This window comes from Microcoleus sp. Pol12B5 (assembly GCF_036701335.1).
Taxonomy (GTDB): Bacteria; Cyanobacteriota; Cyanobacteriia; order Cyanobacteriales; family Microcoleaceae; genus Microcoleus.
In genome coordinates, this window is record NZ_JAUBQQ010000015.1 from 28,647 (window position 1) to 53,033 (window position 24,387).

A 24,387-nucleotide genomic window follows, 5' to 3' on the forward strand; every position below is an offset into this window, starting at 1 on the left:
CCTTGGGTGTCTTTGCAGGTAGGCATAACTCTATCCTACTCAGAAATTCAGGCGGTTGATCGAGTTAATTTTCCCATTGTACACCCAGAAACCGCTCTCTACGGCATAAGCTTATCTGAGTCAGAGGGTTGAAAAATTCCTAGTAAGGATTGACAAAGGGATTCAAAACTAAATCTTGCGAGGGTTTGTTCCCTCAACCAGTGGCGATCGCACCTTTTATCCTCTCCTCGCAGCATTTCCACACAAGCAACCGCTACTGCTGCTGCATCTCGGTGAGGAACTCGCCACCCTAGTTTACCATCTTGCAGCGGATCGGCTGACCCGTCCGCGTCCCCCGCGAGTACGGGTGCTCCGCAAGCCAGCGCTTCCAAATAAACTATACCGAACCCTTCCTGGGAGGGCATTACATAAGCATCGGCCAACTGGTAATGTGCTGGTAAATTTTCTGTCGGTACAAAACCGGCAAATATTACTCTTTCGGTAACTCCCAAATCATCAGCGAGTTTCGCTAATCTAGAGCGATCGTCTCCGCGTCCAATAACTAAGTATTTCACATTCGGAAACGTTTTTGCTATTTGTGGCAAAGCTTGAATTGTGACATCGACACCTTTGTAAATATCCGTCGATCGCAATCTGGCTACAGTCATCAATATTTTAGCACCAACCAAATTGTACTGCTCTAATAAATCCTGTGGCTTGGGCCCAGTGGTAAATATATTTTCATCTACAGTACAAGGCACTATTTGGAATTTTTCGGGATTTAAGTTGTTAATTTCGCAAGTGCGTGAAGCGAAGCTATGCCGTAGGGAATCGCGCGTGTACCTGCTAATAGTCCAAATACTGTCAGCTTTACTCATTGCTGTTTGATATTTGGGCCCAAGCGGTTCCCAAACTTCCTTGCCGTAAGTTAAGATTGTGTAGGGAATTCCCAAGGGTTGGCACAGAATTTGAATTAGCGGTGCGAGTTTGATGTGACCGCAAAAAACCCGCTGCGGTCGTTTTTGCAGCAAGCGAGTTAGTAATACTGTAGCAAACTTAAGACGACCTAAGCCGGGATTCTGGGTTTTGAGGTAATAAAATTTCAGATTTCTTGACTCGTAAGCATTGTTGCAGTGTGGGGAATCTCGCAGCAGCAAAACTTCAGCTTGCGGCGAATTTGTCCCTGCGGTTATGGACAGGTAAGCTTTGAAAATGTCTTTAACGTAGGATTGAATGCCGCCTTCGCTGGCAAATATTTCTAGGAAACAGAACACGTAATTTGTCGATCGCATCTCAGATTTACCCATTGACAGCGCAGACAATTATTGCAGTATAGTGATTTTGCCAATCCGGGCGATCGCCATTGTCCAGAGCTTTTAAACCATGTCATGATGACTGTAATTGCAGGTTTTACAGACAAATATTAGACTCGCCCACTCTCACCGTTGGTTTTGAGCGACAATCTGCTTTTTTACTATGGCTTTTTAACGGGTGGCATAGGTGAGTGCGAAACTTTGTTTGCAGTTTACTATAATCTACCGTAATTGACTGTAAACTTAATGATTTTTTACAATATCCTACCCCAACCAAAATTTAAGATTTATTGAGTTGGTGCGGTGCATCCGACCAGACTGCGGAGCAGCATATCGGTGTCGATCGAGGCTCTCCCATCATTAGTTTTTGCTAAAAGTTTTGTCTATCCAAAGATAGATATCGAGCCAGTATTGAACTGTTATCATCAGCAAACATAGAGAGTTAAATTCAATATGACTCTGCCAGGTTTTAAAAACAATTTCTGAAAAATTTTGTCGAAAATATTCTCCTAAAATTTTCTCAACCACTGCAAAGCAAAATTTAATGCTCATAAAGCATTTAAAAAAATCAAGCATCGTTGATTTTTTTTGCAGGGAGGACAGAGACTGATATTTGTATCTTGTCTGTTTGCAAAAGCAGTCTAACGAGCCGAGACAGAAAGTTTTAGGAGAAGAAAAGAAACAAGGTTTGGTACAATCATGTACGAAGAAAAGCCTGTCACCTAAAACATTAGGTATTCGAGCTTAAACCTGACAAAAGCTAATGTTAGGTTGGCAACGTCATATTTACGAGCGACTCTCTCCAAACGAGCCTTCATTGGAGTTTGAGGTGAAACGAGTAACGATCGCACTAAGTCTTTTTAGTCTACTCAGCAGCACTCTGGCGAGTTGCACCGCAGCTTCCCAGAACGCTCAAAACAGCACGCAAAAAAGCAACTCCGAACTTTCATCAGTTGCTGTAGCAGTCCGCGACCTCGGCAACCCCTTCTTCGTACAAGTTGGCAAGGGCGCTGAGGCCGCAGCCAAGAAAATCGGCGGTCCAAACGTGAGGACAACTCTCGTTTCCAGCGGCGACGATTTAAATCAGCAATTTAATCAAATCGAAAACTTTATTGCCTCTAATGTCAGCATGATTGTACTCAATGCTGCTGACACAAAAGGCATTGCCCCGGCTGTCGAAAAAGCAAAGCAAGCCGGAATTCCGATAATTGCAGTTGATACCGCCGCGGAGGGAGGCGTTGATGCCACAGTTACTTCAAATAACGTGCAAGCTGGCGAAGTAAGCTGTCAATATATAGCCGATCGCTTGAAAGGAAAAGGCAGCGTTGTGATTATCAACGGGCCTCCCGTCGCTTCAGTGGTCGAGCGAGTTCAGGGTTGCCAGAGTGTGTTCTCCAAATATCCCGATCTCAAGGTTCTTTCCAAAGATCAGAACGCTGAAGGCAGCCGCGATGGCGGATTGAGAGTCATGAGCGATTTGCTTACTTCCTTCCCAAAAATTGATGCTGTTTTTGCAATTAATGACCCCTGTGCCATCGGTGCAGAATTAGCAGCCAAACAAGCACAAAGAAGCGAGTTTTTCATTGTGGGAGTTGATGGTGCACCTGAAGCTTTAGATGCGCTCAAGCAGAACAACAGTCTCTTTGTGGCTACAGCAGCTCAAGATCCATTTCGCATGGCAGCCAAAGCCGTTGAAGTCGGGAACGACATTCTGAAAGGAAAAAAGCCAGCCAATCCAAACATTCTGATTCCAGTCGCGCTGATTACTCGCGAAAACGTCAATCAACATAAAGGCTGGACAAGTGAATAAATCAGGAATCGCTGGGAATTGGTTTGTTTGCGAAATTACTTCTTTTTAGTAGTCATTCGGCTATTGTCAGGAGTAAGGGTTGGCAATGCGTACCTACAGATATACCTGCAGTTAACTTTACAAATTGATGCAGCAGACCTAGACTTGTAATTCGCATAAAATTACGGTACTTGCGATGGTAAATAGCACTCAAGATTTAATTAAAACTAAGCCCGTCCTCGAAATGCAAGGTATTAAAAAAACCTTTAACGGTTTTGTAGCCTTGCACGATGTAAATATCACCGTTTACCCGGGCGAAGTCCACGCCCTCATGGGGGAAAACGGTGCGGGCAAAAGTACGCTGATGAAAATTCTGGCGGGAGCCTACATAGCCGATGCAGGTGAAATCAAAATAGACGGTCAAGCTGTTAAGATGACAGACCCCGCTCAAGCCAGAGATTTAGGGATAGCGATTATTTATCAAGAACTCAATCTCGCTCCCAATCTGACAGTTGCTGAAAACATTTTTATGGGCAGCGAGTTGAAGAAAGGGGGTACGTTTTTAGACCAAGATGAAATGCGGCGCAAGGCATCGGAGGTCTTGAAAAACCTTGATGCAAATTTTGAGGCGGGAGACCTGGTTTCAACACTTTCAATTGCCGAACAGCAGCAAGTGGAAATAGCTAGGGCTCTCAAACATAATAGCCGAATTTTAGTGATGGACGAGCCGACTGCAGCGCTTTCAGACCGCGAAACAGATAAGCTTTTTGAAGTGGTTCGCCGCTTGCGGAATGAGGGTATTGCTATTATTTATATTAGCCACAGAATGGCAGAAATTTATGCCCTTGCCGATCGCGTGAGCGTCATCCGAGATGGCGGGTATATTGGCTCTCTTGAAAAGCACGAAATTTCGGCAGAACGCCTGGTGGAAATGATGGTGGGTCGTTCTTTAGAGGATTTGTACGAAAACAAGCATCAAATAACACCGGGTGCAGTAGTTCTTGAGGTAACAAATTTAAGCGACGGCAACAAAGTAAAGCCTGCCAGTTTTCAAATTCATGCGGGCGAAATTCTGGGTTTGGCGGGTTTAGTTGGCGCTGGCAGAACAGAACTTGCCCGCCTAATTTTTGGTGCAGATCGGAAGGTAAGTGGTGAAATAAAACTGGAAGGTCGTCCTCTCAATGTCTCGACACCCGATGAAGGAATGGCCGCCGGAATTGCTTACGTGCCAGAAGATCGCAAGGCTCTCGGACTCTTTTTAGAGGCTAGTTCGGGTGAGAATATTACCATGAATGTCCTCGATCGAGAAGCAAAAGCTGGCATTATTAACTCAAATTTTCTGTTAAAAGTTGTCAATGATGCTATTAATAATTTGCAGATTCGCCTTGCAAGTCCGAGCATCAGGGCAATGGATCTTTCTGGGGGAAATCAGCAGAAGTTGCTGCTAGCGCGTTGGTTGGCTATCAACCCAAAGGTACTTTTGCTAGATGAACCGACGCGAGGTGTGGACATTGGCGCAAAAAGCGAAATTTATCGAATTATTAGCGATTTGGCAGCCAAAGGTGTAGCTATTTTGATGATTTCCAGCGAACTGCCTGAAATTGTGGGAATGAGCGATCGCGTCTTAGTGATGCGCGCAGGAAGCCTTGTCGGTGAAGTAGGCGGATCGACTGGGGAAAAGATTACGCAAGAAAACATTATGGCTTATGCCACTGGTGCAAAAGAGGTAGTAAAATCATGAGTCAAACGCAAACAAAAACCAGCAGAAGTTCAGGGAGCGATCGCCAAAAAGCCAGTAAATCTCAAGCTTGGAGAAATTTTATCCAAGTGGCCGGTATCCTGCCGATTTTGGTTGGCATCTGTATAATTTTTTCCCTGGTAACGCCCAACTTTCTTTCCGTAGGAAATTTGATCAATGTCATCCGGCAAGCATCGATCAATATTGTCCTAGCTACCGGCATGACTTTTGTGATTTTGACGGGCGGAATTGATCTTTCTGTCGGCTCAATTTTGGGCGTGACGGCAGTTGTCGGCGTGCTGGTTTCCTTAGTTCCAGGTCTGGGTTGGTTTGCCGTACCGGCGGCGTTAATAGCCGGAGTCTTTTTGGGATTGCTTAACGGCTCCCTAGTTGCCTATTTAGGTTTGCCTCCGTTCATCGTAACCCTGGGTTCTTACACTGCTTTACGGGGAGTTGCTTATTTAGTAGCTAACGGCACTACAGTTATCAATAGAAATCTGAATTTTGCTTGGGTAGGTAACAATTATGTCGGGCCAATTCCCTGGTTGGTTATTATCGCTTTCCTTGCAGTTTTAGCGAGTTGGTTTGTCTTGAGGCGGACTGTTCTGGGGAGGCATATTTATGCCGTGGGAGGCAACATTCGGGCAGCACGATTGACAGGTATTAAGGTGAGTCGCGTGCTGTTATTTGTCTATGGCGTGAGTGGGTTGCTTTCTGGTTTAGGTGGAATTATGAGTGCGTCGCGCCTCTACAGTGCGACGGGGATGTTAGGGCAAGGCTACGAATTAGATGCGATCGCTGCTGTAATTTTGGGAGGAACGAGTTTCACAGGTGGAATTGGCACTATTTGGGGTACTTTGCTGGGGGCTTTAATTATTGCCCTGCTCAACAATGGACTAACTCTCATGAACGTGTCTTTCTTCTGGCAGTTAGTTGTCAAAGGTCTGGTGATAATTATCGCAGTGACAATTGACAAACTTCGCACCGGTTCAAGCGCAGCGTAAAGGTATTGCTAATTCGGTTGATCGGTTCCTTATGCGGAGCTTTGTCCTATGCACATCCAGCATTTTCCTCACCTGATTACTGCTTTTATACTGGGAGCACCGGGTGTATTTCTACTAACATCATCCCCAATTTTTGCTGCACCAATTGATAGATTAGTTGCTTCTCAACCGTTAAATACCTTGACAGAAGACCCCTTCGCGCAGGTGAATTCGGTCTCTCAACTGTCGGATGTAAAACCCACTGACTGGGCGTTTCAGGCGCTGCAATCTCTAGTAGAACGCTACGGCTGCATTGTCGGTTATCCCGATGGAACTTACAGAGGAAACCGGGCGCTGACGCGGTACGAATTTGCCGCAGGATTGAATAGCTGTCTCGATCGAGTCAGCGAACTAATTGCCGCAGGAACAACCAACCAGATTACTGCGGAAGATTTAGCGATCGTCCAAAAGCTGCAAGCAGAATTTGGAACTGAATTATCGGTGTTGCGCGGTCGAGTCGATACTCTCGATGCACGCACAGCCGAACTAGAAACGAATCAGTTCTCGACTACGACGAAGCTGAATGCGGAAATTATCGTGGTGGTAACAGATACCTCCGGTAACAGTGTTGGGGACTCGCGCGATCGCACCAATACTATTGTTGCCAACCGGGGGCGATTAAATTTTGAAACCAGCTTCACCGGTCGCGATATGCTCAGAACCCGTTTGGAATTCGGCAACTTGGGCAGGACGATTGCCGATGAGACGGGTACAAATATGACGGCCTTGAACTTTGATGGCAATGTCGATAACACAATCACCGTCCCTCACGTATTGTATGTGACCCCGCTGACCTCTAATCTGGCGCTGACCGTCGGCCCCACAGGTGTCGGGTATCCCGATATTACGGATTTGCTGACTCCTCCAACGATCGCCAGCGATAGTGAGGGAATTCCCTCGAAGTTCGGACAATACAATCCCCTCTACCGCCGGGGAGGTGGCGGTGCTGCTGTCAACTGGACGATCGTCAAAAACCTCACCCTGACTGTGGGCTATGTAGGCGGAAATCCTAATCTCTCGCAGCAAAGTAACGGTTTATTCAACGGTTCCTACAATGCTCTGGTTCAGCTTGCCTACCGGGGCGATCGCGGAGCCATTGGCGTAGCCTATTCTCGAACCTTTGCACCAAGCGGTAAAGCCGACCTCACCGGCGGTACGGGCAGTTTTCTGGCTGCGCGACCGTTTGGGGACAATATTGCTACATCCAGTGATTCTGTAGGCGTACAAGGATTCTACCGCCTTGCTCCCCGGTTGCAAGTTCACGGTTGGGGCGTTTATACTCGCGCCAATGCCGAAAATTCTGGTGTTAGCAGCGTTTCTGATGGTAGAGGTGGCGTGGTTTTGCTAAATGTTGACGGTGACGATCGCGCCGATGTTGTGTATGCAGCGATCGGGATAAGTTTCCCAGATGTCGGAGGTCAAGGCAACCTACCGGGGATTTTGGTGGGTTTGCCCGGTCGCGTGACGAGCAGTAATGTGCGCCGCGAGCGAGATACTTCCTATCACATTGAAGCGTTCTATCGCTTTCAGGTCAACGACAACATTTCCATCACCCCTGCTGCTTGGGTCGTTGTTAATCCTGAGAATGACAGTCGCAACGACACTCAATGGGTTTGGTTGCTTCGCACAGGCTTTAACTTTTAACCGCAAAGAGATTTTAGTAACCTAGTCCAGGACGCAAAAACCCAGTTTCTTGACGTAATTGCCTCATTTGAGACGATAATCGCGAGAAACCGGGTTTTTTAGACTGATAGTGCATCCAGGGCTTCAATTCCATGCCACACAACAAAAAACCCCTACCATCGCTGGCTGGGGTAGAAAATTATCAGGGTGCATCTACTAATATTTGCAACTATAACATACATTTGTGGGGTGTCACCCTCCAGGGGTGACACCCAACGAAAATTTTGAGTCAGAATAAATTATGATTCAATATGCCAATGATTAACAAAGCTGCTATATCATCTCGTTCTGTCCCAGCCGCTCTAAAATTTAAGATTTAGAATAAATCTGTGCTAGACCTCAAATTAATCCGAGAAAACCCGCAAGCCGTGCAAGAAAGCCTCAACCTGCGCGGAGGTAACTATGAAATCGAGCCGATTTTGCAATTAGACAAACAGCAGCGGGAGTTGGAAGGCAAGCGATCGCAACTACAAGCCCGCAGCAATGAAATTGCCAAACTCATCGGTCAAAAAAGAAAATCGGGTTTACCCCTCGAATCTCCCGAAATTCAAGAATTGCAAGCAGAAGGCAACGCAGTCGGCACTGAATCGAACGAATTGCAAGCACAGGAAAAAGAGCTAAAAGCTCAAATAGAAGCTTTATTGCTACCGCTGCCAAACTTGCCGGGTTCCTCAACGCCGATCGGCAAAAATGAAGAGGAAAACGTAGAAATCCGGCGCTGGGGAGACGAATACATTCCCCAAAATTCCGGTATTTTACCGCACTGGGAAATCGGCGAAAAATTAGGAATTATCAACTTTGAACGGGCAGTAAAAATTGCTCAGCCCCGCTTTGTCAGCTTAATGGGAGCGGGTGCAGCCCTGGAAAGAGCGATTATTCAATTCATGCTCGATCGCCACACAAAAGCAGGTTATGTAGAAGTCATTCCCCCATTTTTAGTTAACACTGAATCCCTGACTGCTACGGGTCAATTACCCAAATTTGCTGAAGAAAGTTTCAAGTGCGACCAAGATGATTTGTGGCTGATTCCTACTTCCGAAGTTCCGGTTGTCAATTTGTACAGAGGTGAAATTTTGACAGCAGAACAGTTGCCAATTTATCACTGTTCTTATACTCCTTGCTTTCGGCGCGAAGCTGGCAGTTACGGCAAAGATACGAGGGGATTAATTCGATTGCACCAATTTAATAAAGTTGAATTGGTAAAACTGGTGCATCCGAGTACCTCCGAGGCAGAACACGAAAAGTTAGTGCAGGATGCTGAGGGAGTTTTGCAGGCGTTGAAATTGCCTTATCGGGCGATCGAGCTGTGTACCGGCGATTTAGGTTTCGCGGCCGCCAAAACCTACGATTTAGAAGTCTGGCTGCCATCTGCGGGCAAATACCGCGAGATTTCCAGTTGTTCCAACGTCGCAGATTTTCAGGCGCGACGGGCAAATATTCGCTTTAAAGAAGCGGGTAAAAAAGGCACTCAATTCGTTCACGCCCTTAACGGTTCCGGTTTAGCTGTGGGCCGGACAATGGCGGCTATTTTGGAGAATTACCAGCAGCCAGACGGAACTGTAAAAGTGCCGGAAGCCTTACAACCCTATTTGGGACGGGAAGTTTTATAGACAACAAGATGATTCGGCAATTAACTGGTTGCCCAGGCTATGCCTGGGAACCGATGTCGAGAGGCTCTGCCTCGCTTGCTTGCGAAAATTGGAGGCAGAGCCTGGTAACGAGTAGAACTCTTGTGGTGTAGGCATCCTGCCTGCCATTGACTGGCTATTTACCAGATGTCTATTACAGTTTGAGCAACGCTTCTTTGATATTTAATGCCAAAAATCTATCCAATGCTAGATACATCCAGTAAACAGATAACTGACTATCACTGCTAGTCTTATGAAATCCCAAAGCCAGGGACTGTTTTTCGTACATGGGGTGAATCATCAGGGTGTACAAGTCGCAAAGATTTGGAAAATCTGTTTGCATTTCGCCTAAAACTTTTTGTGCGTCTTCGAGAAAAGCAATGCGGTATTCTGACAAATACTGCGGATCGATCATCCAACTGCGGACAAATACTGACTGGCAATTTATATCTCCTGGTAGCGCCATCTTGAAAGGATCGATATCGGAAATAGAACTTAAATGAAGCCCTTTACTAGGAGCATTAAAAAAATTTACTTCAGATTCGCTAGCTGTGGGATAAAGTAAGTAAAATCCGACTGGATTGAAATTATCTGAACGGCGTAAAACTCGCATTCCCTTTGAGTATTGACTGGCAAAAAGGCGGAGGATTTTAGCAATTTTGTGGGGAACGGCGTTAGTGTTGCGGTTCATCCAGTTGTAATTGGTGGCTAATAAATTGGCAACGGGAATCGCGTCGCACCGAGGGTTGAAGTCATCTAATTGGAGTTGTACTGGCTTTTGAGGTTCGGCGGTTTCTAAAATTTCTGAAACTGGTTGAATTTGAATTGCCGTAGCGTTACCATCAAAGTGTTTTGCGATTAATCCGAGTGCTGCTAATTTATCTAACATCATTCCGGCGGCGCGATCGCTCCCGCGATCGGAATCGGAGTAAAATAGTTCGGCGGCTTCCCGGTGAGTACACTGCACTTCTGTTGCTGGCACTTCCAGTTTTGCCAGCGGTGGTTTGAGACGGGGCTGGCTTTCCTGAAGCTGTTTCACCGATAAGTAAACCCAAAGCCTGATAAAGCATTCAGCCCTAGTGCGAGTTACGCCTACTCGTTTCATCAACAGCGAAACAGCCGTGCGGCGTTGAGAAGAAGAATACCAAGTATCTAGTTTTGCAATATCCATTTCAGTCGGGAAGCTGCGAAGGAACTCTAGTTACATATTGGCTCAATTACATAAAACTTCACCCCGCTTCAGGTAACTTGTTGTCGCTGTTGCTCAACTTGCCTGATTTCCGGTGACTCTACAAGATAGCTGCTTCCTCCTTGCAAGTTCACTGCTTCACAAAGCACCATCAATTTTAGATATTTTCTGGCTTGGTTTAACAAAGCAACGAACCTGAGTAAATTAGCAACTTTAGAGGTTTACCCCATGTACAGTGCTTATATCAATCAAATGGGAAAATTTTTGCCGGGAGAACCGATTAATAATGATGAGATGGAAGAATATCTCGGCAAAGTTGCCTCGCGCCCTTCGAGAGTCAGGCAGCGAATTCTCAACAGCAACGGCATTCAACAGCGCTACTACGCGATCGACAAACAGCAGCAAACACTATATTCTAACAGCCAAATGGCAGCTTTGGCCGTCCGTGACGCGATCGCCCAGGCAAATTTGGCACCAGGGGCTATCGACTTACTGGCCTGCGCTACTACTTTACCAGATTTATTAGTACCGGGATTTGCCAGCACAGTACATGGGGAACTTTCCGAATTATCTCCCCTAGAAATAGTGTCAACTCAAGGAGTTTGCTGTGCCGGAGTTAGTGCTTTAAATTACGCCGCCTCTCAAATCGAACTCGGCAAAAAACAAACAGCAATTGCCGTCGCTTCCGAATTTCCCTCGCGCCTGTTCAAAAACACCAAATTTGAAACAGAGACTTCAGTGCAAACGGGAAAACCCCTGCCTTTCGATACAGAATTTCTGCGCTGGATGCTCTCCGACGGTGCCGGAGCATTCTTGCTCCAAAACCATCCTAGCGCAACAGGAATTAGTTTAAAAATAGAATGGATTGAACTCGTTTCTCACGCCAATGCTTATCCTGTTTGTATGTATTCAGGATTAGCCAACGAAACATCAACTAAAAGCTGGTTGGATTATTCCTCCTACCTCGATGCAGCCACAGCAGGAGCTTTTGACTTGCGGCAAAATATTCGCTTGCTGGACAATGTAATGAAATTAGGCGTTGAAGGTTGGCTGCAGTTGATTAAAGGCGGGAGAGTTTGTCCGCAGGAAATCGACTGGCTGCTGTGCCACTATTCGTCTCACTTTTTCCGGGGGCAAATTGTAGAACTTCTGGAACAAGCAGGCTGCATGATTCCTCAAGAAAAATGGTTTACCAACTTATACACACGGGGAAATACAGGTTGCGCCTCGATTTATTTGATGTTAGAGGAATTGTTCAATTCGGGCAAGTTGCAGGCGGGACAGAAAATCTTTTGTTTTGTCCCGGAAAGCGGGCGCTTTACAACGGCATATATGATGTTAACTGCTGTGGAAAATACCCATAAGCTTATGAGTTCTCAATTTTCTAACTTTCACGAGGTTCCCGAAGCTTCGCCTCTCGAAAGCGTTAAACCCGAACACCCCAACTCTCCGCAAGCTTATTTGTTGCGGGAGTTAGCATGGATTTGGCTGAAGTTCGATCGCGAAATTCGTTCTGTTCCTATTGTCCGCAAATTGTACCGAGCAGAGTTTACAATAGAAGATTATCAAGCTTTGCTGTGCAATCTCCGGCCACAAGTTGTAGAGGGAGCTCGCTGGATTGCTCGCGCTGCTTCTAACATGAGTGACTTTCGCCTGCGATCGACTTTTATCGGCCATGCCCAAGACGAACACCGCGACTATCAAATGCTAGAACAAAATTATGTTTCTGTGGGCGGTGAATTGGCAAAAATTGTGGAATATGATAAGAATATTGGCAGCGAAGCACTATCAGCTTTTATCTTCCACCAAGCATCGCGGGAAAATCCGGTTGATTTAATTGGCAGTATGTTTATTATCGAAGGATTGGGAAATCAGTTGGCGGGAAAGTGGGCAAAACAAATTCAAGAAACTCTCGGTTTACAAGATGAACAAGTATCGTTTTTAGCGTACCACGGAGCTAATGACGAGTCGCATTTAGCTAAACTGGAAAATTTGATTAATGCCGAATGGATGACAGATGATATTGCCCGCCGCATTGTCAAAACTGCTCGCGTCACGGCTCGTTTATATTTGCTGCAGTTGGAGGAAATTCGCTAATGCAAAAGCTGCAAAAACAAGATACCGAAAATCTCCCAGATCAGCGAAAAATACCTTACGCTACCAAACCCTACAACCGCCGAGATCCGAATGTTTGGGATGTGCTATTTTGCGATCGGTCGATTCCCGTCGATTTAGTAGCAAAAGCCTACATGATACGGGATTTGCAAAGCTGGACTCGCAATTATTTGCTCATCCCAATCAAAGTAATTGCTAACGTATTGCTGGCGGTAATTATGATAACAAAGCGCTTATTGCCCTTTCAATTTCGCGCTTACACTTTAATGCACAAATCTGCTGCATTTTTCCTGAATAACTTTGTCTCGCCAGAAGCTTGTTATTTAATTGTCCGGCATATTTGCGTCGGGTCCAACATTATCAACTTCTTGATTGACAACGGCCCCGATACCCAGATTGAAAAGTCAAAGCTTTATCCTCGCACAGTTAGCGATTTAGCTGACAATGCGTTTCTCGAACATGACTTAATTCTCTATAACTTTGTCTGGGATTACAACCAGGCAATGCTGACAAATCCTAACTGGTTGCAAGCCGTCAAAAAACGGGGAATAAATTATGATAGCATTCAACCAGTAGAAGTTGCCATAGATTTTGAAAAACGCAGATGGCTAAACATTCTCGATTTAGAATCTGCGATCGAATTGTTTAAAGTCTTTTATTCTCTGTGTTTGACTAGCGACGAATTTGCTCGAGCAGTGATGTCGCTTCAGTTAGATGAAAACTTTGGAGTGTACGTCAGCGAGATTACCGGAAATTGCGACTGGAATCATGTAATTGTTAACCGCCATCCGCTAGCGCCCAACAGTCCATTTAATGCGGCACGCGACTTGTTTTTGCACGGGATAATTTCGGAATATCTCTATCGGTATTTGGAACTGCAAAAAGAGATGAGAAATGTTTCAAAGTAAGGTGCTTAGGTAAGCACCTTACGAATATAAGTAGCGCGTCCAATAACTTTTTGCGTAAGTCCTGAAGTTTGAAAGAATGGTTAATTTTTAGGTCAAAAATTAATATGAGAACTCAAGCTGCTGCTAGCTGTACTTGTTCTACTGCTTTGGGCAAAGTCTGATTTACCACAATCCACTTGCCTGTAAGTGGGTCGCGATAAGTAATAAACGGATTAGATTTTAAAGGTTGACTGCAAGGTTTAGCGGCCATTTCTACACACTCCCAATAAATGGTATTGAATAACTACTACAACACCATACCTTTAATAATCGGCTATTTTGCCTCAAATCCGCGTGATTTATACCTGAACAATAGGTGATATTTTAGGTATATTTTGGTGACATAGAACACTGCATGATGTGATTTAAAACTGCGTTGGCAGTGAGCAGTATCACCAAAAACCTTCCGTAAAAAAAATCTGCCTTCTGGTTTTTACCTTCTACCTTTAAGAGGGCCACTATTTTCAGTATACATCTGATATTATTAAGTAAGGTAAAGACGTTTATCAGAGATCCCCTCACAAACTTATGGTGCTATTTGGATTTGGCAAAAAGTCGAGCCTGCCCTCTCCCCAAGAGGCATTACCGGGACGGGCAGAGTCGATGTCGGTACCGGCAACTCACTTTGTTAACGGCAATCCGCTCAAACCTCCCTTTCCAAACGGCATGGAGACTGCGTTGTTTGGCCTGGGCTGTTTTTGGGGAGCAGAACGCAAATTTTGGCAGCAAAATGGAGTTTTTTCGACGGCTGTTGGCTACGCAGCCGGGATTACTCCGAATCCTACTTACAACGAAGTTTGCAGCGGGATGACGGGACATAATGAAGTAGTTCTGGTTGTGTTCGATCCCAAAGTAATTAGTTACGAAACGCTGCTCAAAGTTTTTTGGGAAAGTCACAATCCTACTCAAGGAATGCGTCAGGGCAATGATTCGGGTACTCAGTATCGATCGGGCATTTACACGTATTCAGCCAGCCAAATGCAGTTAGCTGAAGCTTCGCGAGATGCTTACCAGCAGGCTTTGACGGCGGCCGGTTACGGCAAGATTACCACTGAAATTATTGATGCTCCTGAGTTTTATTACGCAGAAAGCTATCATCAACAGTATCTTGCTAAAGAGCCGAACGGTTATTGTGGTTTGGGCGGTACTAAGGTTTGTTTGCCTGCTATGTCTCAGGCTTGAAAATCGACCCAGCTTAGGGATAGGGACACATAGATAATTACAAAACATTGTTGTGTCCCTACAAAATATCTGGTGGGGCGGGCTTCTAGCCCGCCATAAAAAGCCGAATATGTTAGTAGTTTTAAAACAGGTAATAAATGCTGACTGCTGTTGTAATTATCAATTTACTAATATCTCTGGTTTGCTTTTATATAGCTGCGAAGGTGTGGAAAATCAGGCGGACGATCGCACGTTTGGAACTTCGGATCGCAGCAATCGAACGCTGTAGCAGCAATGTCCTCACTATGTCGCCGGATTTCCTTGGTAAAAGGCAGCAAGGTACCCACCAACTGCGACTACGTTATCAACAACTAGAGTTGCAACTGCAACAGGTTCAGCAACTTTTGGGATTGCTGGGTTTGGGACGGATGCTTTGGTCCAGGCGCGATCGACCTTTCAGGTAAGCTATCCTAAAATTGCCGCCCGTGCTGACTCCCTAGGATTTTCAACAATATTTCTACCTTTGTAAAGGGCTGCGATCGGGCAAACGCCCCTAAAATTGGTGTATGGAGAGAAGTTATACAAATGTCAACTAAACGTTCAGGATTCTTTATTGGCGGTTTGCTTGTGGGTTCTGCGATCGGGGCCGTGACTGGCTTGCTGATAGCACCGCGACCCGGCAAGGAGACGCGGCAGATATTGAAAAAATCGGCCGATGCTTTGCCCGAGTTGGCGGAAGATTTATCGACTAGCGTGCAGTTGCAGGCCGATCGACTTTCTGAAACTGCAATCCGAAATTGGGACGAAACTTTGATTAGACTCAAAGAGGCGATCGCAGCGGGTTTAGAAGCGACTCAGCGGGAACGCCAAACCCTGTCGGAAGCTGAACCTGAAGTGAGTCCCCCGTCGCGCCCTCCCATCCGCTAAATGGCATGAAATTCTCAACCCCCAATCCCAGATTCAAGTGAGTGATCCCATATTTTGGCTAGGACTTTCGATTTTGCTAGTGGCAGTTAGCCTGACTGCTGTTTTAGTGACTTTAATACCTGCGGTGCAAGCGCTGGCACGCGCAGCCCGCAGCGTGGAAAAGCTCGCTGACACGCTTTCTCGCGAATTTCCGCCCACTTTGGAGGCGATTCGGTTGACGGGGCTGGAAATTAGCGAGTTAACGGATGATGTCAGCGAGGGAGTGCAAAGTGCGGGCGAGGTTGTCAAACAGGTCGATCGAAGTATTGGTAGCGCCAAAAAGCAGGCGCAAAACGTGCAGGTAACTACTCGCAGCGTGGTGACTGGGATTAAGGCTGCTTGGAAAACTTTAACTCGCAAGCCGCCGATTTCTGGGACAAATCGCCGTTCAACAGAGAGATTGTCGCCGAGTCAAAGAAGTGCGCTGGCGCTGAGGGAGTCGGGTTTGGAGGACAGATATTCTGGGGGTTACGGTGCCGGTGCGAGTAATGGGGAATCGCCCAGGTTGAGGAGTAGCGAGGGTTCGGGTTTGCCGGGGAATGCTGAAGAGTTTGAGGAAGTGCGATCGAACGATTCTTGATTGCACCCAATTCCCGATCATCCCTCGACAGCACAGCCCTCCCACCAGCAAGGATTCTTATCAATAAAATCCATCAAAGCATCATACTTAGGCGAACCCTTTTGTTCCACATACTCCAAAGCGCCCCAACTTCCCCACTTACTAAATGAACTCACATCCACAAAGTGCATGAAAAGACTCCCTCCAGCTTGTTTCCAACTATTCAGTAATTGGGTGTAGATATCATACATTTCTGGGCGCCTATTTAATTCCATAAAAAACTGAGTCAGTTTTTCGTTATTCTCAACTCCTTCAATACCTACAATATGTTGACCGCCCTCGTAAACAAATAACTTGAGGCCTTTTTTTTGAGCCACATCTAAGAAATACTTAAAGTCATTCTCAACATCGGGCAAACTATCTTTGAACCCCGGCAGTAACCCGCCCTCTCTTAATTGCTTAAAAGCTTTGCCAAATCCGCCATCTGCGTCATTCAACCAAGACTCTACTGTACTAACACTTTCTTTCCCGCCCAAGTTTCCGCTAAAATATCCCGCTATGGCTACGGCATCAATACCGTGTTGATAACAAGGTTTATTGCCCTCAGCCACCCAATAGGAACACTCTAAAGAATAAGTTTCTAACTCTCTCCAGGCTCTTTGAGTTCCTAACACGCAGACAACTCGATTCTTTTGATCCCCAAAAACGCCTTTCCATATATCGCACATTTGAGCACTACGCATTCCGTGCCATTGCATAAAAGCATCGCCTTTATCTCCCCACCTCGCTTTACCTTGTTCCAAAGCATAATTCGATTGTGGAAATGACCAATTCCAAACCTCATTAGAATACTCTACATAAACTTTCAGCTTGGGATCTAAACTATCTTTGACCATTTTAGCAAAGTTAGTCATATATTCATCCGTAGCCTGATGTGGCATATTAAACCAGGGTTCTTCTTGGACTTTGTTAGCTAAATTCACCATAACTTCTATGGGAAAATTTCCTCTGTCAGCATAGGATACACTCTCTGGTTTAGGTCTGTTTGACCATTCTTTTTGTTCTGAACCATTTGTCCCCATCCAGTCCATAAAACGCAAGACTCTAAATTTTTTAATCTTGTCTATAAACAGCGGATTAAATGTTTCACCACGTTGAAAAAGCTGTTCATCTTGGGAGTGAACAACTTTAATATTGCGGATATAGTTCCCTGTTTTCTTGGGATCGGTAGCAGTAATTATAATCATGATGCCTTCGCCTTGTGTGGCATCGACATTAAGGATATCCCTCCCAGGTTTCGACGCAGCCTCATCTTTTTTGGCATCAAAGCCATATTCGATCGCACCTTCACCCTCATAAGTAACAATATATTGTCCTGAAGGATAGCGATTGGGGATTTCCCTAAGTAATAGCGTACTTACCCTGGTATATTTAGGAGCATCTTCGGGGGATGGGAGAGACTTCACCCACCCATTTTCATCAAGATTTAAAAGATTATACTCCTCTGTATCCCATTCACCTTTACAGTTTGGTTGTCCGCTAACGCATTGAGTTATCCATTGTCTAGAAGATTTGAAAGCATCTAAAAAGGGTAATTGTGTGGAGTAGTCAGCAATACCATTAAGCCCAACTCCTAAAGAAGAGCGAGAATTTGATGTGTTTTGTACATCTGCACGCACCGCTACTTTGTTATCTACTTGCCGTACTGGTGTGGGAGCAATATTAGTTGTTAAAGCCCAACATCCGGGAATAAAAATGACAAAAATTAATAAACCCAGCACAAAGCCCAGAGCTTTGTTGTTCGATCTGATACTTAATCGAGACATAAATTTGACTAATTTGATTATTTTAGTTAAAATCGCAACGGGTGCGACCAGTTTTAATTTTGATATTTTATCAAAAAGTTCCTTCTCAAACTATCAGCTATAAGATTATTAACATTTTTGCCTCTCTGTGCAGGGGCGATCGCCGTTTCTGTCCCCAAGTGTGATCGCCCATCTAATCCTCTTTATCCAAATCTTCTTTTTTCGGAGTTTCCTCAGTAGAGGGGAATTCTAGTCGAATGTTAATATCAATTGATATTGTATTTTTCTCAATCACACCTATACCAACTATTTTTACTAATGCTTCTGTGGGTAGAGAATTAGGCGTTGCTGATTTAGGGTATGACAGGCTAAATATGCAAGTCATAGAAACCAGTATTCACAAAACTTCGGGATTTTTAAGTGATTTTTTTCATACCCTGGTTAAACAACGCCGAGAATTATTTATTTTAAATTCAGGAGAAGACAGAGTTTTCGATCCGGCTTCCTGTAGCCGATCGCAAATATTGCGCCAATTGCCTACAGGTTCGTTAGGTACATCTGCGAGTTTTTTAACATATTGGTATAAAGTTTTACATAAATAAAATTCTGCACTTTTGGAACTCTGAAACAGTTGGCGAGCGATTTCAGTGGGACTGCAACCGGAAAGCAATCCTCGGAGGTAAAGTTTTTCTGTTTCTGTTAGTTTCCTTCGCGATCTTATAATTGTAAAGTGCTGACAACAAATTACAACGGAGACTATAACAGCGGCGACGATTTCGATCGGGTTCCCACCTCCAATTTTTAGCTGGGCTGCCCATGTGAGATGCTCCCCACTCTGCTCCAATTAAACAATTTTTTTTATAGTTTAACTAAAATTAGTTGGCAAGAAGTATATTCAAAAAACACCCAAACCTATTTGGATAAAATTTAAAAATTTGCTCTATTGATAACTGATGAATTAATCAAATATGAGGCATTAAAATATCTAGCTAAGGATCGCGAATTAAATAACTTACAATTTTAATTGTTATGGTGGGATGGGCGGGACGCCCGTCCCACTTTCAAGAGTGGAAGTTATTTAATTCTCATTCCTAAAAACAATCCTGGAAGCGAAAAAATACGATCGAGTTGTTCAGATTGCTAAAATTCTAGGGCTAGAGCGAGTCAGAGTTACTTCTTGGGGGTTTATTTTTCCTCCCGACTTGTAAAGCTAGTACGGGCAACTAAATTAATAACTCATTCTCTTTGTCTCTCGCCCCTGCCCATCTCTGGATCAGGGCGATCGCCGCCGATCCCCCAGCATCTCGCATTCTCCTCAATTCATACTTTATGCGGATGAAAACGCTGGCCCCAATTTGAGAAACTGAAAAGTGGCGTTACCCTTTTTTTAGCGATGGCAAACCGAGTTTTGATTGTCGGCGGTCGGGGACGAATTGGCAGCAGCGTTGCCCAAGACCTTGTTACCCATACCGACGCGGAAATTACTGTTACCGGACGCAATTCTGAAGCCTCTATTGGGCGGGGATTGCCGCCGGATCGGGTGCATTTCCAAACTTTAGATTTAGCAGACAGTGCAGCCCTGCACCAAGCGGTTTCATCCTCTAATCTCGTCGTTCACTGTGCCGGGCCTTTTCACTACCGAGACGCCAGTGTATTGAAAACTTGCATAGAAGCAGGCGTTAATTATACTGATGTCAGCGACAGCCGCAGTTTTACTCGCAGGGCTTTAGAATTGCGCGAAACTGCTAAGAAGGCTGGGATAACGGCTATTATTAATACGGGAATTTTTCCCGGTGTTTCTAATAGCATGGTGCGGCGAGATGTGGAACAATTAGATGAAGCAGAACACATCCATTTGAGTTATGTTGTCGGAGGTTCGGGCGGCGCTGGCGTTACCGTCATGAGAACCACTTTTTTAGGTTTGCAAACCCCTTTTGACGTTTGGGCTGATCGCAAGTGGCAGCAAGTACAACCCTACAGCGATCGCGAAACAATTGAATTTCCCGCACCCTACGGCAACACAGGGGTTTACTGGTTCGATATGCCGGAAGCAATCACTTTGCCCGAAACTTTCCCCGTCAAATCAGTTGTGACTAAATTCGGTACGTCTCCCGACCTTTACAATCACCTTACGTGGTTTGTTGCCAAGTATTGGCCGGCTAGCTGGCTCAAAAATAACTCCGTGATTGAATTTCTCTCCTATGTCAGTTATGGGATGACCAGTGTTACTAATAGTTTTAGTGGGGTTGGTGTGGCAGTGCGATCGCAAGTGACTGGTCTCAAAAACGGCAAACTGACTAAAGTTTGCTCGACAGCGGTACACCCCAGTGCTGCCGTCGCTACGGGCATCGGTACTGGCAGCATAGCTCAATTAATGTTAGAAGGTAAACTGGAAAAACCGGGCGTTTGGTCGGTAGAGCAAGCTCTTTCTACTGAGCTATTTGAACGAGCTATGCAGAACAGAAACCTAGAGATAGAGCAGGTGGTTTTGTAGTGAGTTAGGTTATTTATAGCAATTTAAAATGTTCAAAAATGGAATTTTTTCCAGAAATGCGAAGATGCGAAAGACGCGCCGAAAAAGAAGAGTCAGGGGCTTCGTAATTGATGAGAAAACCCCTAGATAGGGTTCCTCGCAGGAATTGCGAGCGCCCCTCATAGGAGATGAGTTCCGCTTGTCTAACTAATCTATCTTTTGGTAGAAGTAATAGTAACAAGCAGGCGCTTAAGATATGGGATGTCACGGGAAACATCCCTTTTGGCTCGGTCTAGATGCGGTAGCTGCGACAAAGATTGCGCTTGAACCAAGGTTGTAAATGTGCGATCGCAGTGAAGGGGCGACAAACACCATAATTTTTGCGGAAAAATACGAGGAGAAGTTGATATGAAGCGGGTTTTAAAAGCTCTCGGAAAAACATTGAGCCAAAGCATTTTGCTGGTCTGTACCCTGGCGTTCATTGGTCTGTTAAGTCTAGCGGTAGTACCCAGTCAGGCTGCTTACGCAGGTCAAGACAGGACTCAGGCGCAGCCAGAAGCTAAAATTACTGACCCCGCAGAAAGTTTCGAGGATCTCAATCCCCAAGCAGCTTACGAAGAAATAGTCAAAACCTCTCAAAATCCTGCAAAGGTCGAGAAAGCTTACGACGAAAGCTTAAAAGAGTACAAGGGAGAACACCCGCAAGAAGGAATAGTTCAAAAAGCTGAAGATTTGATCGAAAAGGTCACAGGCAACTAATAAATCAAGAGATTTATATATAACTCAAGTTGCTGGTAAATACACAGCTTCAGTGAGTACACAATAAAGCCGATCTCAGAACTCAATTGAACATAATGATTTAGGGTGCGCCTCGGCGCACCTTATCGCTTGAGAGTAGTGTGTAAAGCTACTTTTTGATACGAGAAGTATTTTCTTATTTCCCTCCTTTTGCAGCTAGCAGCTTCATCCTTAAGGCAGATGAATAGATATAAATTTAAAAGGTAAATTTAATAATAGTTACATTTAGATAAAAGGAAAAAATATCATGAGCGATGACAAAAAAACGGTACATGAACCTGATGCTAACCTCGACCCGCTTTCGGGGGAAACAGGGGCTCATCCAGTGGCAACGGGTATCGGTGCGGCGAGTGCCGGTGCTGCGGGTGCTGCGATCGGCGGTGCCATCGGCGGGCCTGTAGGAGCAGTTGTCGGCGCTGTGGTGGGTTCGTTTGGCGGCGGTTTGGTGGGCAAAGGTGTGGGCGAGGCGATCGACCCCACGGTAGAAGATGCTTACTGGCAAAGCAACTACAGTTCCCGTCCTTACGTGGACACTAGCGCAACTTATGAAGACTATCAGCCTGCATACCGCACCGGTTATGAGGGATACAGCCGCTATGGCTCTACTGGTAAGAAATTCAACGAGATCGAACCGGATTTGCAGCGCGACTACGAAACAAATCGCGGTAAGTCTAAAGTGAGTTGGGAAAAAGCTAAGCACGCCACGCGCGACGCTTGGGATCGGGTGGAACGGGCTGTTCCTGGTGACATTGACAAAGACGGCCGCTAAGGGCTTACGCCAAGTATTTCTGTGTCTTGGAGACACACAAACTCAAGCGTTCCGGTTATTTTTAGCCGGGTACCGGAATGGAGGAAAGTGTTTGATCAAAAAAACCCGGCTGCAGCGTCTTGGACTGTTGTTGATAGATAGCACAGTTTTTAACGCGAGTTTAGCGAAGTTTTTGGGGATTTTAAGCCCCTCTCTACATCGGAGAGGGTATTTTTATGCTCCCTTGAAATCGCATTTTTCAGCACGATTCTTATTTCACAGGACGGTTCGCTGTGAGAACTCGTCAGAGACGTAGAGGCTTTGCTGTGCGGGACGATCGCACTCCTAAAAAATGCTTTTTACCAAATCGGGAGGATTCCGTTTGAGATTAACATTTTTTTTTGACTATTAGCCTTAAAATTAAACTTATTCAGGACTGAGACATCGAGCGCGATGCGCTTTCTTCAATCGGAGCCGGATCGTAAAGGGTCGGTGGCTTCAAGTCCGATAATTGTTAATCTAAATTTTCTCATTCAAAATTGGTATTACTTGTGGATGAAATGTTGGAAAGAGCTTGGACACTCAAGCAAAATTTAATTGACTTTGTGCTGGATGCTGAGGGAGAGTTGGCGGTAGCTTTGGAAGCTTATGCTGCAGCTCGCTCTACCGGCGAGCGCTACGATATTGCTCAGCAAAATCAAGTGATTGACAGTTTTACCATCGAAGGTAAAGTCGGAGAGAAAACCCCGATCGAGCTATTTGTCGAAAGTCAGCCAGATTTAACCGAGAGCGATCGTAGCTTGCTGGAAAGTTGGGAACACAGAAGCTTCACCGGCTTATTTGAAATCACTCAACTTTCCCCCGACAGGTTTGAACTGATGAACTGGCTGACGGCTAAGCACTACGTGGTCAAGCCCAACAGTCCTAATTTTCTTGCAGAAATGTCTCGCTTTAAGTTAGGAGAAATCTTGCGGGTTCGGATTGCTCCTCTCACCGATGACTGGTGGATACTATCGGGCCCTCCGATACCGATGGGGAAATTGGGCAAGCCGAAGTTGGCGGTGGCGATCGGCAATTTCAAGCAAAATCACAAAAATAACCTATACAGCGATGCGCCGGAATTGTTAGAGCAAGCTTGGCATTCGGTAGAACAGTACCACGAAGATTTTACCGAATTTTTTGGCAGCGAGGAAGTTACGCTATCGGGATATCACCTGAATAAACAGTTGGCTGAATTTCAGGAATTCATCACTAAAAAACGCCTAGCGGATATCGGCATTGATGAACATAAATCTCTGGCGGAGATCGTTGAAGATGCTGGAGTCGATGCAGAAGAAATTAAAGCAGCAGCTATAGCAGCAGCCGGTGCAGATCCGTCTTCAGTGGAGGTAGGGATCGATAGCGATCCTCACTCAAAAATGGTAATGCCGAAAGTTGAATTGCCCGATCGCTTCAAGAAAGCCGAACAGGTGACAGCACTTTCTCATCCTCGCTGGGGACAAACCTTTTTGTCTACTTACACTCAATTTACTGCACTGCTAGCAGCCGAAGATTTTTCAACCGTTCCCGGTTACGAAAAGCTGGTGCGTAACTATCTAGAAGATGCTGGAATTAATGTCTGGATTTGGCAACGGTTAGCTAAAGTTAATCCAACGAAATTAGAACAAATTTTGCAAACTGTATTGGAACGTAAAGACTTTCAGATCGAACGCGATTTAGATGCATTGCTGCAAGAGTTTAAAAAACCCTTAGAACCCGAACTCCCCGAAATTGCCAGCGTTCCCGTGCACCTGCACAACTTATTTCAGGAAGCTTTAGGCGAAGTTAATAAGTCAAAGTCTAAACCGCAGGAGAAAAAGAAAAGCTCTAAAGGCTTTAAATCCTAAGCAACCGAGTTTGTGGCATACTCACAGCTAACTGTGAGCTTATTGCCCGGTAATATCACTCAAATAGCTTTGCAGTCAGGACTTGAGTTTTTCTTCACCGCGATCGAAAAAACTGAAGTCCTCACTACAAACACTTTTTTTAATCTTCAATTTGTCGAACAGCCATGCGTTGGAGCGGCAGGCTGAGTATGCTAGAAGCAGTTAACAAGTAAGAAAGAACAGTAGTCAGCTTCAAACTGAGCAATAACCAGCTATCTTCTGGTAGGTGAAGTTTCAGCCCGAAAAAAGAAATGCAGTACACTATCCAGTAAGTAAAGCTCATCTTGATTAGGATTTCTTCGCTCAAAGTACGCGCGGCGAAGCTATCCCCTAGGGAATCGTCCGTTGGCTGCGAGTTGCGATTATCACCCAGCAGGACTAGACCCGCAATAGAAGCCACAAAAGAAACCATAACGAGATAGTCATGCCAGTTAAGCTCAACCATTTCTAAACTCCGCTTTTATCCGAATTTTTGGAATCAGACATCAGTCTAAAGGATAAGTTTTCCCGGTCAAAGCAATAGTTACA

21 protein-coding genes are annotated in these 24,387 nt (G+C 45.2%); 16 read left to right on the forward strand and 5 right to left on the reverse strand.

Features of this window, described 5'->3' with window-relative positions; genetic code table 11:
- Positions 1–98: 98 nt before the first annotated feature.
- The gene (locus QUA24_RS10220) at positions 99–1,286 is read right to left on the reverse strand and encodes a glycosyltransferase family 4 protein (RefSeq protein WP_333229336.1); all 1,188 of its coding nucleotides are present in this window, start codon (positions 1,284–1,286) and stop codon (positions 99–101) included.
- 769 nt (positions 1,287–2,055) lie between these two features.
- Here QUA24_RS10220 and QUA24_RS10225 point away from each other — a divergent pair.
- From QUA24_RS10225 to serS, 5 genes are all read left to right on the forward strand, one after another.
- Entirely contained in the window at positions 2,056–3,102 is a 1,047-nt protein-coding gene (locus QUA24_RS10225) for an ABC transporter substrate-binding protein (protein WP_333229338.1), read from the forward strand.
- A gap of 175 nt (positions 3,103–3,277) precedes the next feature.
- Positions 3,278–4,822, forward strand: coding sequence for a sugar ABC transporter ATP-binding protein (locus QUA24_RS10230; protein ID WP_333229340.1), 1,545 nt, complete (start codon positions 3,278–3,280; stop codon positions 4,820–4,822).
- Positions 4,819–5,823, forward strand: a complete 1,005-nt coding sequence (locus tag QUA24_RS10235; RefSeq protein ID WP_333229342.1) for an ABC transporter permease subunit — start codon at positions 4,819–4,821, stop codon at positions 5,821–5,823. Before QUA24_RS10230 ends, QUA24_RS10235 begins: the two co-directional genes overlap by 4 nt.
- A gap of 48 nt (positions 5,824–5,871) precedes the next feature.
- Complete coding sequence (locus tag QUA24_RS10240; RefSeq protein WP_333229344.1) at positions 5,872–7,506, forward strand: iron uptake porin; 1,635 nt, start codon at positions 5,872–5,874, stop codon at positions 7,504–7,506.
- 368 nt (positions 7,507–7,874) lie between these two features.
- The gene (serS, locus tag QUA24_RS10245) at positions 7,875–9,155 is read left to right on the forward strand and encodes a serine--tRNA ligase (RefSeq protein WP_333229346.1); all 1,281 of its coding nucleotides are present in this window, start codon (positions 7,875–7,877) and stop codon (positions 9,153–9,155) included.
- A 172-nt stretch (positions 9,156–9,327) separates the two neighbouring features.
- Here serS and QUA24_RS10250 read toward each other — a convergent pair whose 3' ends face one another.
- Positions 9,328–10,344: a hypothetical protein gene (locus tag QUA24_RS10250; RefSeq protein WP_333210511.1), complete on the reverse strand. Its 1,017-nt coding sequence runs from the start codon at positions 10,342–10,344 to the stop codon at positions 9,328–9,330.
- A 246-nt stretch (positions 10,345–10,590) separates the two neighbouring features.
- On the opposite strand from QUA24_RS10250, the gene QUA24_RS10255 reads away from it, so the two are divergent.
- Positions 10,591–12,459, forward strand: coding sequence for a 3-oxoacyl-[acyl-carrier-protein] synthase III C-terminal domain-containing protein (locus QUA24_RS10255; RefSeq protein WP_333229348.1), 1,869 nt, complete (start codon positions 10,591–10,593; stop codon positions 12,457–12,459).
- The gene (locus QUA24_RS10260) at positions 12,459–13,385 is read left to right on the forward strand and encodes a DUF6999 family protein (protein ID WP_333229350.1); all 927 of its coding nucleotides are present in this window, start codon (positions 12,459–12,461) and stop codon (positions 13,383–13,385) included. The genes QUA24_RS10255 and QUA24_RS10260 overlap by 1 nt, the downstream gene beginning before the upstream one ends.
- Before the next feature lie 112 nt (positions 13,386–13,497).
- Here QUA24_RS10260 and QUA24_RS10265 read toward each other — a convergent pair whose 3' ends face one another.
- Positions 13,498–13,635: a hypothetical protein gene (locus QUA24_RS10265; protein WP_333229352.1), complete on the reverse strand. Its 138-nt coding sequence runs from the start codon at positions 13,633–13,635 to the stop codon at positions 13,498–13,500.
- A gap of 317 nt (positions 13,636–13,952) precedes the next feature.
- On the opposite strand from QUA24_RS10265, the gene msrA reads away from it, so the two are divergent.
- The 4 genes from msrA to QUA24_RS10285 all read left to right on the forward strand — a co-directional run bounded on the left by msrA (position 13,953) and on the right by QUA24_RS10285 (position 16,131).
- The gene (gene msrA / locus QUA24_RS10270; protein ID WP_333229354.1) at positions 13,953–14,606 is read left to right on the forward strand and encodes a peptide-methionine (S)-S-oxide reductase MsrA; all 654 of its coding nucleotides are present in this window, start codon (positions 13,953–13,955) and stop codon (positions 14,604–14,606) included.
- A 137-nt stretch (positions 14,607–14,743) separates the two neighbouring features.
- Positions 14,744–15,049, forward strand: coding sequence for a hypothetical protein (locus QUA24_RS10275; protein ID WP_333158109.1), 306 nt, complete (start codon positions 14,744–14,746; stop codon positions 15,047–15,049).
- A 121-nt stretch (positions 15,050–15,170) separates the two neighbouring features.
- Complete coding sequence (locus tag QUA24_RS10280; RefSeq protein WP_333229356.1) at positions 15,171–15,512, forward strand: YtxH domain-containing protein; 342 nt, start codon at positions 15,171–15,173, stop codon at positions 15,510–15,512.
- Between the two features lie 37 nt (positions 15,513–15,549).
- Positions 15,550–16,131, forward strand: coding sequence for a DUF948 domain-containing protein (locus tag QUA24_RS10285; RefSeq protein ID WP_333229358.1), 582 nt, complete (start codon positions 15,550–15,552; stop codon positions 16,129–16,131).
- Positions 16,132–16,148: 17 nt separating this feature from the next.
- Here QUA24_RS10285 and QUA24_RS10290 read toward each other — a convergent pair whose 3' ends face one another.
- Complete coding sequence (locus tag QUA24_RS10290) at positions 16,149–17,891, reverse strand: cellulose-binding protein (RefSeq protein WP_445242595.1); 1,743 nt, start codon at positions 17,889–17,891, stop codon at positions 16,149–16,151.
- A gap of 281 nt (positions 17,892–18,172) precedes the next feature.
- On the opposite strand from QUA24_RS10290, the gene QUA24_RS10295 reads away from it, so the two are divergent.
- From QUA24_RS10295 to QUA24_RS10315, 5 genes are all read left to right on the forward strand, one after another.
- Entirely contained in the window at positions 18,173–18,517 is a 345-nt protein-coding gene (locus QUA24_RS10295) for a hypothetical protein (protein ID WP_333229362.1), read from the forward strand.
- Between the two features lie 791 nt (positions 18,518–19,308).
- Positions 19,309–20,409 carry a saccharopine dehydrogenase NADP-binding domain-containing protein gene (locus tag QUA24_RS10300; protein ID WP_333229364.1) on the forward strand — a complete coding sequence of 367 codons (1,101 nt, stop codon included), beginning with the start codon at positions 19,309–19,311 and terminating at the stop codon, positions 20,407–20,409.
- A gap of 387 nt (positions 20,410–20,796) precedes the next feature.
- Positions 20,797–21,147 (forward strand): hypothetical protein, encoded by a 351-nt coding sequence (locus QUA24_RS10305; protein ID WP_333082972.1) that lies wholly within the window; start codon positions 20,797–20,799, stop codon positions 21,145–21,147.
- A 286-nt stretch (positions 21,148–21,433) separates the two neighbouring features.
- Complete coding sequence (locus QUA24_RS10310) at positions 21,434–21,955, forward strand: hypothetical protein (protein WP_333210530.1); 522 nt, start codon at positions 21,434–21,436, stop codon at positions 21,953–21,955.
- 518 nt (positions 21,956–22,473) lie between these two features.
- Positions 22,474–23,820, forward strand: coding sequence for a hypothetical protein (locus QUA24_RS10315; RefSeq protein ID WP_445242596.1), 1,347 nt, complete (start codon positions 22,474–22,476; stop codon positions 23,818–23,820).
- A gap of 139 nt (positions 23,821–23,959) precedes the next feature.
- Here QUA24_RS10315 and QUA24_RS10320 read toward each other — a convergent pair whose 3' ends face one another.
- Complete coding sequence (locus QUA24_RS10320) at positions 23,960–24,304, reverse strand: hypothetical protein (protein ID WP_333229366.1); 345 nt, start codon at positions 24,302–24,304, stop codon at positions 23,960–23,962.
- Between the last annotated feature and the right edge of the window lie 83 nt (positions 24,305–24,387).

Excerpts from the sequence above, each read along its gene's own strand:
- QUA24_RS10220 (WP_333229336.1), bottom strand. The coding sequence starts at position 1,286 with ATGGGTAAATCTGAGATGCGATCGACAAATTACGTGTTCTGTTTCCTA.
- QUA24_RS10225 (WP_333229338.1), top strand. The coding sequence starts at position 2,056 with ATGTTAGGTTGGCAACGTCATATTTACGAGCGACTCTCTCCAAACGAG.
- QUA24_RS10230 (WP_333229340.1), top strand. The coding sequence starts at position 3,278 with ATGGTAAATAGCACTCAAGATTTAATTAAAACTAAGCCCGTCCTCGAA.
- QUA24_RS10235 (WP_333229342.1), top strand. The coding sequence starts at position 4,819 with ATGAGTCAAACGCAAACAAAAACCAGCAGAAGTTCAGGGAGCGATCGC.
- QUA24_RS10240 (WP_333229344.1), top strand. The coding sequence starts at position 5,872 with ATGCACATCCAGCATTTTCCTCACCTGATTACTGCTTTTATACTGGGA.
- QUA24_RS10250 (WP_333210511.1), bottom strand. The coding sequence starts at position 10,344 with ATGGATATTGCAAAACTAGATACTTGGTATTCTTCTTCTCAACGCCGC.
- QUA24_RS10255 (WP_333229348.1), top strand. The coding sequence starts at position 10,591 with ATGTACAGTGCTTATATCAATCAAATGGGAAAATTTTTGCCGGGAGAA.
- QUA24_RS10260 (WP_333229350.1), top strand. The coding sequence starts at position 12,459 with ATGCAAAAGCTGCAAAAACAAGATACCGAAAATCTCCCAGATCAGCGA.
- QUA24_RS10265 (WP_333229352.1), bottom strand. The coding sequence starts at position 13,635 with ATGGCCGCTAAACCTTGCAGTCAACCTTTAAAATCTAATCCGTTTATT.
- msrA (WP_333229354.1), top strand. The coding sequence starts at position 13,953 with ATGGTGCTATTTGGATTTGGCAAAAAGTCGAGCCTGCCCTCTCCCCAA.
- QUA24_RS10275 (WP_333158109.1), top strand. The coding sequence starts at position 14,744 with ATGCTGACTGCTGTTGTAATTATCAATTTACTAATATCTCTGGTTTGC.
- QUA24_RS10280 (WP_333229356.1), top strand. The coding sequence starts at position 15,171 with ATGTCAACTAAACGTTCAGGATTCTTTATTGGCGGTTTGCTTGTGGGT.
- QUA24_RS10295 (WP_333229362.1), top strand. The coding sequence starts at position 18,173 with ATGTTAATATCAATTGATATTGTATTTTTCTCAATCACACCTATACCA.
- QUA24_RS10300 (WP_333229364.1), top strand. The coding sequence starts at position 19,309 with ATGGCAAACCGAGTTTTGATTGTCGGCGGTCGGGGACGAATTGGCAGC.
- QUA24_RS10305 (WP_333082972.1), top strand. The coding sequence starts at position 20,797 with ATGAAGCGGGTTTTAAAAGCTCTCGGAAAAACATTGAGCCAAAGCATT.
- QUA24_RS10310 (WP_333210530.1), top strand. The coding sequence starts at position 21,434 with ATGAGCGATGACAAAAAAACGGTACATGAACCTGATGCTAACCTCGAC.
- QUA24_RS10320 (WP_333229366.1), bottom strand. The coding sequence starts at position 24,304 with ATGGTTGAGCTTAACTGGCATGACTATCTCGTTATGGTTTCTTTTGTG.